At 63.7% G+C, this 13,555-nt stretch carries 14 protein-coding genes and 1 pseudogene; 2 read left to right on the top strand and 13 right to left on the bottom strand.

Going from position 1 to position 13,555, the window contains the following annotated elements; genetic code table 11:
• Window positions 1-7 precede the first annotated feature (7 nt).
• From nuoI to AQZ49_RS09240, 11 genes and pseudogenes are all read right to left on the bottom strand, one after another.
• Window positions 8-493 carry an NADH-quinone oxidoreductase subunit NuoI gene (gene nuoI / locus AQZ49_RS09290; RefSeq protein WP_067615022.1) on the bottom strand — a complete coding sequence of 162 codons (486 nt, stop codon included), beginning with the start codon at window positions 491-493 and terminating at the stop codon, window positions 8-10.
• A complete protein-coding gene (nuoH, locus tag AQZ49_RS09285; protein WP_067615021.1) occupies window positions 490-1,539 on the bottom strand; it encodes an NADH-quinone oxidoreductase subunit NuoH in 1,050 nt (349 codons plus the stop codon). Before nuoH ends, nuoI begins: the two co-directional genes overlap by 4 nt.
• Window positions 1,536-3,542: an NADH-quinone oxidoreductase subunit NuoG gene (nuoG, locus tag AQZ49_RS09280; RefSeq protein WP_067615020.1), complete on the bottom strand. Its 2,007-nt coding sequence runs from the start codon at window positions 3,540-3,542 to the stop codon at window positions 1,536-1,538. Before nuoG ends, nuoH begins: the two co-directional genes overlap by 4 nt.
• Window positions 3,542-4,834, bottom strand: coding sequence for an NADH-quinone oxidoreductase subunit NuoF (gene nuoF, locus AQZ49_RS09275; RefSeq protein WP_067615019.1), 1,293 nt, complete (start codon window positions 4,832-4,834; stop codon window positions 3,542-3,544). Before nuoF ends, nuoG begins: the two co-directional genes overlap by 1 nt.
• A 3-nt stretch (window positions 4,835-4,837) precedes the next feature.
• On the bottom strand, window positions 4,838-5,506 hold the full coding sequence (locus AQZ49_RS09270; RefSeq protein WP_067615018.1) for a complex I 24 kDa subunit family protein: 669 nt from the start codon (window positions 5,504-5,506) through the stop codon (window positions 4,838-4,840).
• Window positions 5,506-5,838 carry a nuclear transport factor 2 family protein gene (locus tag AQZ49_RS09265; protein WP_067615017.1) on the bottom strand — a complete coding sequence of 111 codons (333 nt, stop codon included), beginning with the start codon at window positions 5,836-5,838 and terminating at the stop codon, window positions 5,506-5,508. The genes AQZ49_RS09270 and AQZ49_RS09265 overlap by 1 nt, the downstream gene beginning before the upstream one ends.
• The gene (locus AQZ49_RS09260; RefSeq protein WP_156428225.1) at window positions 5,835-6,035 is read right to left on the bottom strand and encodes a hypothetical protein; all 201 of its coding nucleotides are present in this window, start codon (window positions 6,033-6,035) and stop codon (window positions 5,835-5,837) included. Before AQZ49_RS09260 ends, AQZ49_RS09265 begins: the two co-directional genes overlap by 4 nt.
• Entirely contained in the window at window positions 6,032-7,243 is a 1,212-nt protein-coding gene (locus AQZ49_RS09255; protein WP_067615015.1) for an NADH-quinone oxidoreductase subunit D, read from the bottom strand. Before AQZ49_RS09255 ends, AQZ49_RS09260 begins: the two co-directional genes overlap by 4 nt.
• 11 nt (window positions 7,244-7,254) lie before the next feature.
• A pseudogene (locus tag AQZ49_RS09250) lies at window positions 7,255-7,869 on the bottom strand (NADH-quinone oxidoreductase subunit C); the annotation flags it as partial.
• A 15-nt stretch (window positions 7,870-7,884) separates the two neighbouring features.
• On the bottom strand, window positions 7,885-8,427 hold the full coding sequence (locus AQZ49_RS09245) for a NuoB/complex I 20 kDa subunit family protein (protein WP_231739154.1): 543 nt from the start codon (window positions 8,425-8,427) through the stop codon (window positions 7,885-7,887).
• Between the two features lie 5 nt (window positions 8,428-8,432).
• Window positions 8,433-8,834 carry an NADH-quinone oxidoreductase subunit A gene (locus AQZ49_RS09240; protein WP_231739153.1) on the bottom strand — a complete coding sequence of 134 codons (402 nt, stop codon included), beginning with the start codon at window positions 8,832-8,834 and terminating at the stop codon, window positions 8,433-8,435.
• A gap of 249 nt (window positions 8,835-9,083) precedes the next feature.
• Between AQZ49_RS09240 and AQZ49_RS09235 the strand changes: the two genes are divergently transcribed.
• On the top strand, window positions 9,084-10,280 hold the full coding sequence (locus AQZ49_RS09235) for an acetyl-CoA C-acyltransferase (protein WP_067615012.1): 1,197 nt from the start codon (window positions 9,084-9,086) through the stop codon (window positions 10,278-10,280).
• Window positions 10,281-10,325: 45 nt separating this feature from the next.
• Here the strand turns inward: AQZ49_RS09235 and AQZ49_RS09230 are convergent, their stop codons facing one another.
• Window positions 10,326-11,762, bottom strand: coding sequence for a GGDEF domain-containing protein (locus AQZ49_RS09230; protein ID WP_067615011.1), 1,437 nt, complete (start codon window positions 11,760-11,762; stop codon window positions 10,326-10,328).
• A 142-nt stretch (window positions 11,763-11,904) separates the two neighbouring features.
• The gene (locus AQZ49_RS09225; RefSeq protein ID WP_231739152.1) at window positions 11,905-12,402 is read right to left on the bottom strand and encodes an SH3 domain-containing protein; all 498 of its coding nucleotides are present in this window, start codon (window positions 12,400-12,402) and stop codon (window positions 11,905-11,907) included.
• A gap of 116 nt (window positions 12,403-12,518) precedes the next feature.
• On the opposite strand from AQZ49_RS09225, the gene AQZ49_RS09220 reads away from it, so the two are divergent.
• Entirely contained in the window at window positions 12,519-13,541 is a 1,023-nt protein-coding gene (locus AQZ49_RS09220) for a 2-hydroxyacid dehydrogenase (RefSeq protein WP_082701676.1), read from the top strand.
• Window positions 13,542-13,555 lie beyond the last annotated feature (14 nt).

Genomic DNA, 13,555 nt, shown 5'->3' with positions numbered 1-13,555 from the left:
CGCCCCCTTACCGGTACGGTGCATCGGCTTCGAGATTGGCAGCGATCGCACGCTCCCACTTGTCGCCGTTGGCGAGCAGCTTGGCCTTGTCATAAAGCAGCTCCTCGCGGGTTTCGGTGGCATATTCGAAGTTCGGCCCCTCGACCACCGCATCGACCGGGCACGCTTCCTGGCAGAACCCGCAGAAGATGCACTTGGTCATGTCGATGTCATAGCGCGTGGTGCGGCGGCTGCCGTCCTCGCGCGGTTCGGCCTCGATGGTGATTGCCTGCGCCGGGCACACCGCCTCGCACAGCTTGCACGCGATGCAGCGTTCTTCGCCGTTGGGATAGCGGCGCAGCACGTGTTCACCGCGAAAACGCGGAGAAATCGGGCTCTTTTCATAAGGATAGTTCACAGTCGCCTTGGGCTTGAAGAAATACTTCAAGGTCAGCCAGTGCGCCTGCACGAACTCCCACAGCGTGTAGCTCTTGATGATTTGCGCGACGGTCATGCGAAATGTCCGGTGAGCATGAGGTAACCGCTGATCACGACGACGAACGCCAGCGACAGCGGCAGGAAAATCTTCCAGCCAAGCCGCATCAACTGGTCATAGCGATACCGGGGCACGGTCGCCTTGACCCAGGAGAACACGAAAAAGCCGAACAGAATCTTGAGGATCAGCCAGATCAGCCCCGGCACCAGATAAAACACCGGCAGGTTGATCGGCGGCAGATAGCCACCCCAGAACAGCGTGGCGTTGAGCGCACACATCAGCAGAACGTTGGCATATTCGCCCAGCCAGTAGAGCGCGAACGCCATCGAGGAATATTCGGTCTGATAGCCGGCAACCAGTTCGCTTTCGGCCTCGGTCAGGTCGAACGGCGCGCGCTGGGTTTCGGCCATCGAGGATATCAGGAACATCACCCAGACCGGGAACAGCAGCGGACTGCACCAGAATCCGTTGATCAGCCCGAACAGGCCGAACCCGCGCTGTGCCTCGACGATCGCGCCCAGGTTGAAACTGCCCGACCACAACACCACGCAGATCAGGATGAAGCCGATCGAGACTTCATAGCTGATCATCTGCGCCGAAGCGCGCATTGCCGAAAAGAACGGATATTTCGAATTCGACGACCAGCCCGCGATGACGATCCCGTAAACGCCGAGCGAAGAAATCGCCAGGATATACAACAGCCCGACATTGATATCGGCCAGCATCGCGCCCTTGGCGAACGGCAGCACCGCCCAGGCCAGCAGCGCGACGGTAAAGGTGATGATCGGCGCGATCAGGAACAGCGCCTTGTTGGCCGCCGCCGGGATGATGGTTTCCTGCAGGAACACCTTCAACCCGTCGGCAAACGACTGCAGCACGCCGAACGGGCCAACCACGTTGGGGCCCTTGCGCAGCGCCATCGCCGCCCAGATCTTGCGATCGAGATAGATCACGATCGCCACCGACAGCATGACCGGCAGCGCGATCAGCAGAATCTCGACAATCGTCGCGATCGCCCAGGCCCATGCGTAAGGCAGGCCCTGGCTGTAAAGGAACGGGGTCATTCCGCGGCCTCCGCATGAATTTCGCCGTGGATCAGTTCGGCCGAACAGCGTTGCAGGGTCGGGCTGGCCCGGCCGATGGCATTGGTCAGATAGCGATCCTTGACCGCATAGCCGATCACGCCTCCGGCATGCGCCCCTTCCGGTGCGGCAGGCAGAGCGCCATAATGCGCCAGACCCTCGACACCGAGCGCGGGCACCGCCGCGATCATCGCGGCACGCAGTTCGTCAAAACTGTCGAACCCGACCGACACGCCAAAGGCATCGGCCAGTGCCCGCAGGATGCTCCAGTCTTCACGCGCTTCACCCGGCGCAAACACCGCTTTTTCGGCATATTGCACGCGGCCTTCGGTGTTGACGTAAGTGCCGTCCTTTTCGCTGAATGCGGCGCCCGGCAGGATCACGTCGGCGGCATGCGCGGCCTTGTCTCCGTGATGGCCGATGTGCACGATCAGCGATCCGGCGAATTGCGACCAGTCGACTTCATCGGCGCCGAGCGAAATCACCAGCTTGGGCTGCGCCGCCACAATATCCGCAATCCCGCCCTTTTGCGCATAGCCCAGCATCAGCCCGGCCATCCGCGCAGCGGCAAAGTGCAGCACGTTGAAGCCGTTCCAGCCTTCACGCACCAGATTGAAACGTTCCGCAAAGGCCAGACCGGCCCCAAGGCCGCCCTTGGCCAGCGCGCCGCCGCCGATCACGATCGCCGGGCGCGCCGCATTGGCAAACACCGCCGCGACATCGTCGGGCAGCGTGTTGATCGCCCCGGCGTCGTCGCCCAGATGGGTCGCCGCATACGTCGGTTCCCACCAGGGCCCGATCAGATAGACTTTGGCGCCCTTCTTGACCGCCTTGCGCAGGCGGGGATTGAGCAGCGGCGCTTCGTCGCGGACATGGCTGCCATAGATCAGGATCGCATCGGCATCCTCGATCCCGGCCAGCGTCGAATTGAACGCCATCGCCGCAAGGTTCGAGGTGTCATAGGCAAGCCCGGTCTGCCGCCCTTCGAGCAGGCTCGACCCCAGTGCCCCGGCCAGCGCCTTGGCCGCGAACATCGTTTCGGCATCGACCAGATCGCCCGCGATCACCGCGATCGACGAACCTGGATTGACCTTGCCCACGCCCGCAAGCGCCTGTGCCCAGGTGGCGGCCTGCAACTTGCCGTCGACGCGCAGCCACGGCTTGTCGAGACGGCGGCGGGTCAGACCGTCGACCAGGAAGCGGGCGCGATCGGCCAGCCATTCCTCGTTCACATCGTCGTTCACGCGCGGCAGGATGCGCAGCACTTCGCGGCCACGGGAATCGAGCCGGATATTGGCACCGACCGCATCCGACACGTCGATGGACAGCGTCTTTTTCAGCTCCCACGGCCGCGCTTCGAACGCATAAGGGCGGCTGGTCAGCGCGCCGACCGGGCACAGATCGATGACATTGGCCGACAGTTCGTGCTTGGCCGCCTGTTCGAGATAGGTCGCGATCTGCATGCCTTCGCCGCGATAGAGCGCGCCGATTTCATCGACCCCGGCCACTTCCTCGCTGAACCGCACGCAGCGGGTGCAATGGATGCAGCGCGTCATCACCGTCTTGATCAGCGGACCCATGGTCTTTTGCGTGACCGCACGCTTTTCCTCGTGATAGCGCGACCCGCCCCGGCCATAGGCCACCGACTGGTCCTGCAGATCGCATTCGCCGCCCTGGTCGCAGATCGGGCAATCGAGCGGGTGGTTGATGAGCAGGAACTCCATCACCCCTTCGCGCGCCTTCTTGACCATTTCGCTGTCGGTGCGGATTTCCTGGCCCTCGGCGGCCGGCAGCGCGCACGATGCCTGCGGCTTGGGCGGCCCGGGCTTCACCTCGACCAGACACATCCGGCAGTTGCCGGCGATCGACAGCCGCTCGTGATAGCAAAAGCGCGGGATTTCCTTGCCCGCCAGTTCGCAGGCCTGGAGCACCGTGGCCCCGGCCGGAACGTCGAGTTCGATACCGTATACTTTGACCTTTGGCATTATTCTGCAGCCTCCCGCAGCGCACCTTTTTCGTGGATGCGGCGTTCGATCTCGGGGCGGAAATGCTTGATCAGGCCCTGGATCGGCCAGGCCGCCGCATCGCCCAGCGCACAAATGGTGTGGCCTTCGACTTGCTTGGTCACCTGTTGCAGCATGTCGATTTCCTCGACCGCCGCATCGCCAGTGCGCAGGCGTTCCATCACGCGCCACATCCAGCCGGTGCCTTCGCGGCACGGCGTGCACTGGCCGCAGCTCTCGTGTTTGTAGAAATACGACAGCCGGGCAATCGCGCGCACAATGTCGGTGGACTTGTCCATCACGATCACCGCCGCGGTGCCAAGCCCCGACCCGACCGCACGCAAGCCGTCAAAATCCATCGGCGCATCAAGGATGTCTGCGGCCGGAACCAGCGGAACCGACGATCCGCCGGGGATCACCGCCAGCAGATTGTCCCACCCGCCGCGAATGCCGCCGCAATGGCGCTCGATCAGTTCGCGGAACGGGATCGACATCTCTTCCTCGACCACGCAGGGCCGTTCGACATGGCCCGAAATCTGGAAAAGCTTGGTGCCCTTGTTGTTGTCGCGGCCAAAGCTGGAAAACCACGTCGCGCCGCGCCGCAGGATGGTCGGCGCCACCGCGATCGATTCGACATTGTTGACCGTGGTCGGGCAACCATAGAGCCCGGCGCCTGCCGGAAACGGCGGTTTCAGGCGCGGCTGGCCCTTTTTGCCTTCCAGGCTTTCGATCATCGCGGTTTCTTCGCCGCAGATATAGGCGCCCGCGCCGCGATGCACGAACACATCGAAATCATAGCCAGACCCGCTGGCATTGCGCCCGATCAGGCCTGCCTCATAGGCTTCGGCAACGGCGGCAAACAGCGTCTCGGCCTCGCGGATATATTCGCCGCGAATGTAGATATAGGCCGCGCGCGCACCCATCGCAAAGCCCGCCACCAACGCGCCCTCGATCAGCTTGTGCGGATCGTGGCGGATGATTTCGCGATCCTTGCACGAACCCGGTTCGGATTCGTCGGCGTTGATCACCAGAAAGCTGGGGCGCCCGTCCTTTGATTCCTTGGGCATGAACGACCATTTCATGCCGGTCGGGAAACCCGCGCCGCCACGGCCACGCAGGCCCGAATCCTTCATTTCCTGAATGATCGCGTCGCGCCCGCGTTCGAGCAGCGCCTTGGTGTTGTCCCAGTCGCCGCGCGCCTGTGCAGCGGGCAGGTTCCATGGCTGATAGCCATAGACATTGGTAAAGATGCGATCCCGGTCGAGCAGTGCCATGGCTTACCACTCCCCTCGATAATCATGGTTTTCGCTGACCATCGCGATCAGCGAAGTCGGCGCGCCGACCGGTTCGACGGTGTGCCGTCCGGGCCATTGCGTGCCGGTCTTGGGCTGACGCCCGGCGGCAAGTTCGTCGAGAATATGCGTGATGCTGTCCGCCGTCAGGTCTTCGTAATTGTCGTCGTTGATCTGCACCATCGGTGCCGACGCGCAATTGCCCATGCATTCGACTTCGGTCAGCGAGAACAGGCCATCGGGCGTGGTGTGGCCCTTTTTCAGGCCCTTTGCCTTGCACGCGGCCAGAATGTCGTCGGACCCGCGCAACATGCACGGCGTGGTGCCGCAGACCTGCACATGGAACCGGCCGATCGGCGCGATATTGTACATCGTGTAGAACGTCGCCACTTCGAGCACGCGGATCACCGGCATGTCGAGGTATCTGGCCACGAATTCGATCACCGGGATCGGCAGCCAGCCTTGCGTGTTTTCTTCGGCACCGACCTGGCGTTGCGCCAGATCGAGCAGCGGCATCACCGCGCTGCGCTGGCGCCCGGCGGGATAGCGCGCCACAATCTCTTTCGCCTTGGCCGCGTTGTCGCCGGTCCAGTCAAACTGGCCCCAGCGGGCGCGAAGCTCTGGCGAATCGGGTTCGGGATGACGGTCGGCCATTAGCGAATGAACTCCACGCGGGCGCACTTGTCGCCCACGAAGCTGTAAACAGACATGACTTCAAAGGGTTGGGCATCGTTGCTGCGAAACACCCGTTCGTGCAGCACGGCATATTCGCCCAGTTCCCAGCCGGCGAGGATTTCGGCGCGATTGTCCGGGAATTCCGCAAACATCGCGGTCAGCCCGGTGCGCGTGCCCTCCTTGCCCTCACGCACGACTGCGCCGCGATAGCTCGCTTCGCAGGCGTCGTCGGTCATGAACGCGACATAGGCATCGGCGTCCTGGACATTGTAGGCCGCGACCATCGCGGTGGCGATTGCCAGCCGGCTCATGACCGGCGCCTCGACCGCGCGAACCACAGGCCCTGGCCCCACTGCACCAGCTCGAACCCGCCGACCATCGCGATCAGCATGGGCATCCATTGCGGGGTGGGCGTGCCGTTGAACGTGGCGACAAAGAACACCGCCGCCGTCGCCAGCCCGGCCAGGCACGCGACGATCGACACCTGGCGCAGCATGTCGCGCGTCACCGGTCGCACTCCCCGAACACCACGTCGATCGCGCCCAGGATGGCAGTGGCATCGGGGAGCATGTGCCCCTTGCTCATGAAATCCATCGCCTGCAGGTGCGAAAACGCGGTCGGGCGGATCTTGCAGCGATAGGGCTTGTTGCTGCCATCGCTGACCAGATAGACGCCGAATTCGCCCTTGGGGCTTTCGGTCGCGACATAGACTTCGCCCGCCGGGACGTGAAAGCCTTCGGTATAGAGCTTGAAGTGATGGATCAGCGATTCCATCGAGCTTTTCATTTCGCCGCGCTTGGGGGGCGAAACTTTGCGATCGCTCGATGCGATGGGGCCTTCGGGCATCTGCGCCAGACACTGCTTCATGATCCGGGCCGACTGGCGAACTTCTTCGACGCGCACCATGAACCGGTCATAGCAATCCGAATTGGTGCCCACCGGGATGTCGAAATCCATCCGGTCATAGACATCATAGGGCTGTGCCTTGCGCAGATCCCATGGGATGCCCGCGCCACGGATCATCGGGCCGGAAAAACCCCAGGCCAGCGCGTCGTCCTTGCCGACCACCGCGATATCGACATTGCGTTGCTTGAAGATGCGGTTATCGACCACCAGGCTCATCGCATCGTCGAACAGTTGCGGCAGCCGCGTGTCGAGCCAGTCGCCGATATCGGTCAACAGCTTCAACGGCACATCCTGGTGCACCCCGCCGGGGCGGAACCACGCCGAATGCATGCGCGCGCCTGATGCGCGTTCAAAGAACACCAGGCAGTCTTCGCGGATTTCGAACAGCCACAGGTTCGGCGTCATCGCGCCGACGTCCATGACATGACTGCCCAGGTTGAGCATGTGGTTGCAGATGCGCGTCAGTTCGGCGAACAGCACGCGCAGATATTGCGCGCGCAGCGGCACCTCGATGTTGAGCATCTTTTCGATGGCCAGCACATAAGAATATTCCATCGCCAGCGGCGAACAATAATCCAGCCGGTCGAAATAGGGCAGCGCCTGCAGATACGTCTTGTGCTCGATCAGCTTTTCGGTGCCGCGATGCAGCAGGCCGACATGCGGATCGATGCGTTCAATGATTTCGCCATCCAGTTCCATCACCATGCGCAACACGCCGTGCGCCGCCGGGTGCTGCGGGCCGAAGTTGATGGTGTAGTTGGTGATGACGTCATCGCCGGTGGTCGGCGATTGTTCGAGGCTGAAGCTCATGCCTTGTCCCCCGCCTTTTCGTCGCCGGGCAGCACATAGTGCGGCCCTTCCCACGGGCTGGTATAGTCAAACTGGCGCAGATCCTGCGCCAGACGCACCGGTTCGTAAACGACGCGCTTTTCCTCTTCGGAATAGCGCAGTTCGACATAGCCGGTGAGCGGAAAGTCCTTGCGGAAGGGATGGCCCTGAAAACCGTAGTCGGTGAGGATGCGGCGCAGATCGGTGTTGCCCGCAAACAGCACGCCGAACATGTCGTAGACTTCGCGTTCGTACCAGCCGGCGTTGGGCCACAGCGTGGTCACCGTCGGCACCGGCGTCGCCTCGTCGGTCGACACCTTGACGATCAGGCGCAAGTTGCGCGTGACCGACAACAGGCAATAGACCACTTCGAACCGTTCGGCGCGATCGGGATAATCGACGCCCGCGATATCCATCAACTGCTGGAACGCCTCGTCGTCGCGCAGGCTGCGCAACGTCACCTCGACGCTGTCGCGCCGCACGGTCAGCACCAGCTCGCCATGTTCTTCGCGCGATGCGATCAGTTCATCGCCCAGCCGCGCGGAAAGCGCATCGAGCACACCGTCGAACGCAGAGTAACGCGGGGCGGAATGAAGCACTTGTGCCATTTGCCAGCCTTTCCGTCAGCGTTCCAGCGTGCCGGCGCGGCGGATCTTCCGCTGCAACTGCATCACGCCATAGAGCAGCGCTTCGGCGGTCGGCGGACAGCCGGGCACATAGATATCCACCGGCACGATGCGATCGCACCCGCGCACCACCGAATAGCTGTAGTGGTAATAGCCACCGCCATTGGCGCAACTGCCCATCGAGATCACGTATTTGGGATCCGACATCTGGTCATAGACCTTGCGCAGAGCCGGAGCCATCTTGTTGCACAGCGTGCCGGCCACGATCATCACGTCGGACTGGCGCGGCGATGCGCGCGGGGCGACGCCGAACCGTTCCATGTCATAACGTGGCATGTTGACGTGGATCATCTCGACCGCGCAGCACGCCAGGCCGAAGGTCATCCACCACAACGAGCCGGTGCGCGCCCACTGGAACAGCTCTTCGGTCGAAGTGACCAGAAAGCCCTTGTCCGACACTTCGGCATTGAGACTGTCGAAAAACGCCTGGCTCGGCGCGACAAGATCCGCGCCGCCGGCCACGAGAGGAGAAGTCGCCATATCAGTCATTCCCAATCCAGCGCGCCCTTCTTCCAGGCATAGATAAAGCCAATCACCAGTTCGAACAGGAACAGCATCATCGTCGACCAGCCGAGCCATTGCGTCTGTTTCAGGCTGACCGCCCAGGGAAACAGGAACGCGGCTTCGAGATCGAAGATGATGAACAGGATCGCCACCAGATAGAACCGCACATCGAACTGGCTGCGCGGATCTTCGAACGCGGGAAACCCGCATTCATATTCGGACAGCTTTTCGGGGTCGGGGTTGTGCGTGCCGGTCAGGCGCGACGCGCCGATCGGCAGGAACACAAAAGCCGACGACAAGGCCAGCGCGATACCCAGAAACACAAGGATCGGCAGGTATCCGGCCAGATAGGATGTCTGATCGAGGGTTGTATGGTCGAGCAAGGGGCTGACTCGCCTTTTGAAGTTTGTGACCCGGCCCCTAGTCCCGCCGGGTCCCCTGCGCAAGTGGGAGGGACCGCATAATTGCCGCCAGACCCCAACCTTTTTGGGCAGTGCAGCATGGCAAGGCGCGTGTCGGGGGGTGACCTCCGGTCGAATTGCAAATGCTGCGGTGCAGTTCTATTGAAGCATCAAAGACCATCGGAACGCCTGCCCGTCGCAGGCCTTCCATGAACCGAAGGACATCGTACCATGGCCCAGTTTTCCGCCGCCGATCCGGTTGTCATCCTGTCTTATGCGCGTACCCCGATGGGCGCGATGCAGGGCTCATTGGCCGATGTTTCGGCAACCGATCTGGGGGCTACCGCCGTCAAGGCCGCCGTCGAACGCTCGGGCGTGGCGGGCGACAAGTTCGAACGCATCTATATGGGCTGCGTGCTGCCCGCCGGGCTTGGCCAGGCCCCTGCCCGTCAGGCCGCGATCAAGGCCGGCCTGCCCCGATCGGTGCAGGCAACCACGGTCAACAAAGTCTGCGGGTCGGGCATGCAGACGCTGATCATGGGCGCCGAAGCGCTGGCGTCGGGTTCGATCGACTATGTCGTGACCGGCGGCATGGAATCGATGACCAATGCCCCCTATCTGCTCAAGAAGCACCGTTCGGGCGCGCGCATCGGCCACGACACCGCCTATGACCATATGTTCCTCGACGGGCTGGAAGACGCCTATGAGCCGGGCCGCGCGATGGGCACATTTGCGCAGGACACCGCCAATGACTATCAACTGACCCGCGAGGCGCAGGATAGCTACACCATCGAATCGCTGCGCCGCGCCCAGGCCGCCGTCAGCGAAGGCCGGTTCGTCGATGAAATCGCGCCGGTCACGGTGAAGTCGCGCAGCGGCGACGTGATCGTCGACACCGACGAAGCCCCCGGCAAGGGCAAGCCCGAAAAGATCCCCGCGCTCAAGCCCGCCTTTGCCAAGGACGGCACGATCACCGCGGCAACGTCGTCATCGATTTCGGACGGTGCGGCGGCACTGGTGCTCACCCGCCAGTCGGTGGCCGAGGCCGAAGGGCTGACCCCGGTGGCGCGCGTCATCGCGCTGGCCGCGCATGCGCAGGAACCCAAGGATTTCACCACCGCCCCGGTCGGCGCGATCACCAAGCTGCTGGCGCGCGCGGGCTGGTCGATCGGCGATGTCGACTTGTTCGAAATCAACGAGGCGTTTGCCTGCGTGGCAATGTTCGCGATGCACGACCTCGGCATCCCGCATGAAAAGATCAACGTCAACGGCGGCGCCACCGCACTCGGCCACCCGATCGGCGCCTCGGGCGCGCGCATCGTCACCACGCTGATCGGCGCACTGAAGGCGCGCGGATTGAAAAAGGGCGTGGCCAGCTTGTGCATCGGCGGTGGCGAAGCCACGGCGGTGGCGGTCGAACTGGTGTAATCGCGCCATCGGTCACGGGTCGTACGCGATCCGTGACCGAGCCAATCAGGACCCAAGCGTCAGGGTGCGGACGCGGTTGCGCCCATCGTGCTTGGCCACATAGAGCGCACGATCGGCATATCCGAGCAGCGTTTCGGGATCTTCGCCGCCGATCCGCGCAAGGTGGCCGACGCCGATGCTGACACTGACCCGCCCGATCGGCGCGGGTGATGCCAGCGCCAGATCCAGCACGCGCAGGCGCATGATTTCGGCCAGTTCGGCGGCCTGTTCGGCGCTCGTCGCGGGCAGGATCGCCACGAATTCCTCTCCGCCATAGCGAGCAACGAGATCGGATGTCCGCCTGGCGCATCCCGCCAGTGCGGCCGCAACGGCGCACAAGTACTGGTCGCCACGGGGATGGCCCATCGTATCGTTGAGCAGCTTGAAGTGGTCGATATCGATCATCAGCAGCGCCAGGCCGGTGTCGGCGCGGCGCGCGCGGGCCCATTCGCGACACAGCACATCGTCAAACCTGCGCCGGTTGGGCAAGGCGGTCAGCGGGTCGCTTTGCGATAGCAGCGACAGCCGATCACGCTCGGCAAGATTGCGCAGATGCGACAGCACATTGCGCAGGCCATAGACCAGCGTCGCGGTGGCAAAACCGGCCACCGCCCAGCGTGGATGCGCGTGCAGCAGCACCGCCGCGACGGCCAGCAACGTGGCGGGCAGCATCAGCGGACTGACCGCCTGCGCCAGCCGCTCGTGCGATGCAGACAGCCCGGCCCTGTCGTGGCGCGGCCCCGGCCGTCGCCAGACCAGCAACAGCAGCACGATGAACGGCAGATCGATCAAAATGTCGACCATCCCGCCATAATCGGCGGTTTCCTGCATGTGGTTGATATAGGCCGCAACCACCATGTAGGCCGCCGCAAACAGCGACAGCACCCCGAACAAGTCGCGATCGTGCGGCGCGCGGCTGGTGACAAACCGCATCAGCGCGAAACCGACCACAAACAGGTTCTCGATGTCGAACATCAGCCGCAGATTGGCGGCGCCATCGGGGCTGGAACCCGCCATCGTAGCATAAGACAGTGTATGTACGAAAAACAGCAGCCCCAGCGCCAGGGCCAGCACGGCATCGACCACGCGCACCGGCCAATGTTCGCTGGCGGGACTGGCAGTGGTGAAAATGATCGGCACGCCATAGAGCACGAACAGCAGCATGCTCAGACTGGTTTCGCCCGACGCGGTACCAGGCACCAGATATTCGTACAGATCGGCAACCATTCCGCCCGACCACAGGCCCAGCGCCACCACCAGCGCGGTCCAGCCCCGACCGCGCCTGTGCATCAGGCATGCCGCCGCCGCCAGCAATGGCGCCAGCGCCAGAAGGACCAGCGACACCGGCTTGGCAAGGCCCGGCACAAGCCGGGGCAAGACGAGGTGCGCGCCAAGAAAGCCCAGCGCGACGATCCAGCCGGACGCCTCACGCGGCGGGGCCACCGGCCACGCAATCGGGTAGCGAAGGGAAACGAGGCGCTGTCGCATACCGAAACCATCCAACGCATGCCCGCACAGCTTCGTTCACGCAGCTTAGCAAATTGTTAACGTTGGAACGGCCCGCGATCGATTTGCGCGGCGCGGATCAGGGCTGGCCTGCGCCCCACAGCGCGGTCTGCGGGATATAGCCCTGGCGCCCGTCGATATCGATCTTGCACCACCCGCCGCCACAATCGCCCAGGCGTCCGATCACGCCCGGTTCTGCGCGCCACATCAGACGCCCCGATCCATCGCGGTTTTCGCGGATATCTGTGACATCGCCGCGCACGATCGCGGTATGCGCCTTGCGCGCTACAAACTGCGTCAGCATCCAGCCGCGCGCGCCGTCGGGATCTTCGACCAGCACCCAGCCTTCCATTTCGCGCAAGACCTTGAGCGGCAATCCCGCGCGCACATAGATCCAGTTGATGCGGTAATCGCGTCCCGGCCCGACGCGCATGTTGGTCTGGCTGTTACGCAGCGACGCCCAATAGGGCACCGATTCGGGCTCTCCCGCATGGGCGCGGGACAGCACCATATCGGCCAGACCAAGCACCAGCGCACCCGCCAGCCCTATCTGGATCATCGTGGAGCGGATCGTCACATGCATCGCGCCCTTGCGATACAGGATCGCGCGCCAAGGGCAAGCCGCCTGACACGCGTGCATGGCCGACACAGCGCACTTGACCCCTGCCCCGCGACGCGCATAGCGATAACATCATGCCCACCGCCGCCCCCATCCCGCCATCGTCCCGCCGCGTGGCGGGCAAGCCCCGCGTCATCGTCACCCGGCGTCTGCTGCCCGAAACCGAGGCGCGCATGGCCGAACTGTTCGATGTCGTGCTCAATCCCGACGATCATCCGTTCAGCCGCGACGCGCTGGCGGCGGCCATGGCCGATGCCGACGTGCTGGTGCCCACGGTGACCGACACGATCGATGCAGATCTGATCGCGGCGGCGCCCGGGCGGCTGCGGCTGATTGCCAATTTCGGCGCGGGGATCGACCATATCGATCTGGGCGCGGCGCGCGCGCGCAAGATCATGGTCACCAACACGCCCGGCGTATTCACCGACGACACCGCCGACATGACGCTGGCCCTGATCCTGTCGGTGACGCGGCGACTCAATTATGGCGGGCGCGTGGTGCGCAACGGGCAATGGCACGGCTGGGCGCCGTCGACCCTGCTGGGCCACCGGGTCGGCGGCCGTGTGCTGGGGATTGTCGGCATGGGCCGCATCGGCCAGGCGGTGGCCCATCGAGCCCGCGCGTTTGGCCTGACGGTGGTCTATCACAGCCGCCACCGCGCGCCCGAAGCGCTCGAAACGATGCTCGGCGCACACTATGCGGCCGATCTCGACACCCTGTTGGCCCAGGCCGACATTCTGACGCTGCATTGTCCGGCCACTCCCGAAACGCACCATCTGATCGATGCCCGGCGGATCGCGCTGATGAAGCCCGGCGCGTTCATCATCAACACCGCGCGCGGCAAGATCGTCGAGGAAGACGCGATGATCGCCGCGTTGATGTCGGGCCATCTGGGCGGTGCCGGGCTCGATGTGTTCGAACACGAACCGGTGGTCGATCAACGCCTGCGCGATCATCACAATGTCGCGATCCTGCCGCATATGGGCAGCGCCACGGTCGAAGGGCGGATCGCCTCGGGCGAGAAAGTGATCGCCAATATCCGTTTCTGGGCCGATGGCCATCGCCCACCCGACCAGGTGCTCGAAGGATGGCGCTAGCAATACTTTAAGCA

This window comes from Novosphingobium sp. FSW06-99, assembly GCF_001519065.1.
Classification (GTDB): Bacteria; Pseudomonadota; Alphaproteobacteria; order Sphingomonadales; family Sphingomonadaceae; genus Novosphingobium.
This window is presented reverse-complemented; position numbering and strand designations above follow the sequence as displayed.

What these genes read in the sequence shown, in the direction of transcription:
- nuoI (WP_067615022.1), bottom strand. Translation starts at nt 493, where the DNA reads ATGACCGTCGCGCAAATCATCAAGAGCTACACGCTGTGGGAGTTCGTG.
- nuoH (WP_067615021.1), bottom strand. Translation starts at nt 1,539, where the DNA reads ATGACCCCGTTCCTTTACAGCCAGGGCCTGCCTTACGCATGGGCCTGG.
- nuoG (WP_067615020.1), bottom strand. Translation starts at nt 3,542, where the DNA reads ATGCCAAAGGTCAAAGTATACGGTATCGAACTCGACGTTCCGGCCGGG.
- nuoF (WP_067615019.1), bottom strand. Translation starts at nt 4,834, where the DNA reads ATGGCACTGCTCGACCGGGATCGCATCTTTACCAATGTCTATGGCTAT.
- AQZ49_RS09270 (WP_067615018.1), bottom strand. Translation starts at nt 5,506, where the DNA reads ATGGCCGACCGTCATCCCGAACCCGATTCGCCAGAGCTTCGCGCCCGC.
- AQZ49_RS09265 (WP_067615017.1), bottom strand. Translation starts at nt 5,838, where the DNA reads ATGAGCCGGCTGGCAATCGCCACCGCGATGGTCGCGGCCTACAATGTC.
- AQZ49_RS09255 (WP_067615015.1), bottom strand. Translation starts at nt 7,243, where the DNA reads ATGAGCTTCAGCCTCGAACAATCGCCGACCACCGGCGATGACGTCATC.
- AQZ49_RS09245 (WP_231739154.1), bottom strand. Translation starts at nt 8,427, where the DNA reads ATGGCGACTTCTCCTCTCGTGGCCGGCGGCGCGGATCTTGTCGCGCCG.
- AQZ49_RS09235 (WP_067615012.1), top strand. Translation starts at nt 9,084, where the DNA reads ATGGCCCAGTTTTCCGCCGCCGATCCGGTTGTCATCCTGTCTTATGCG.
- AQZ49_RS09220 (WP_082701676.1), top strand. Translation starts at nt 12,519, where the DNA reads ATGCCCACCGCCGCCCCCATCCCGCCATCGTCCCGCCGCGTGGCGGGC.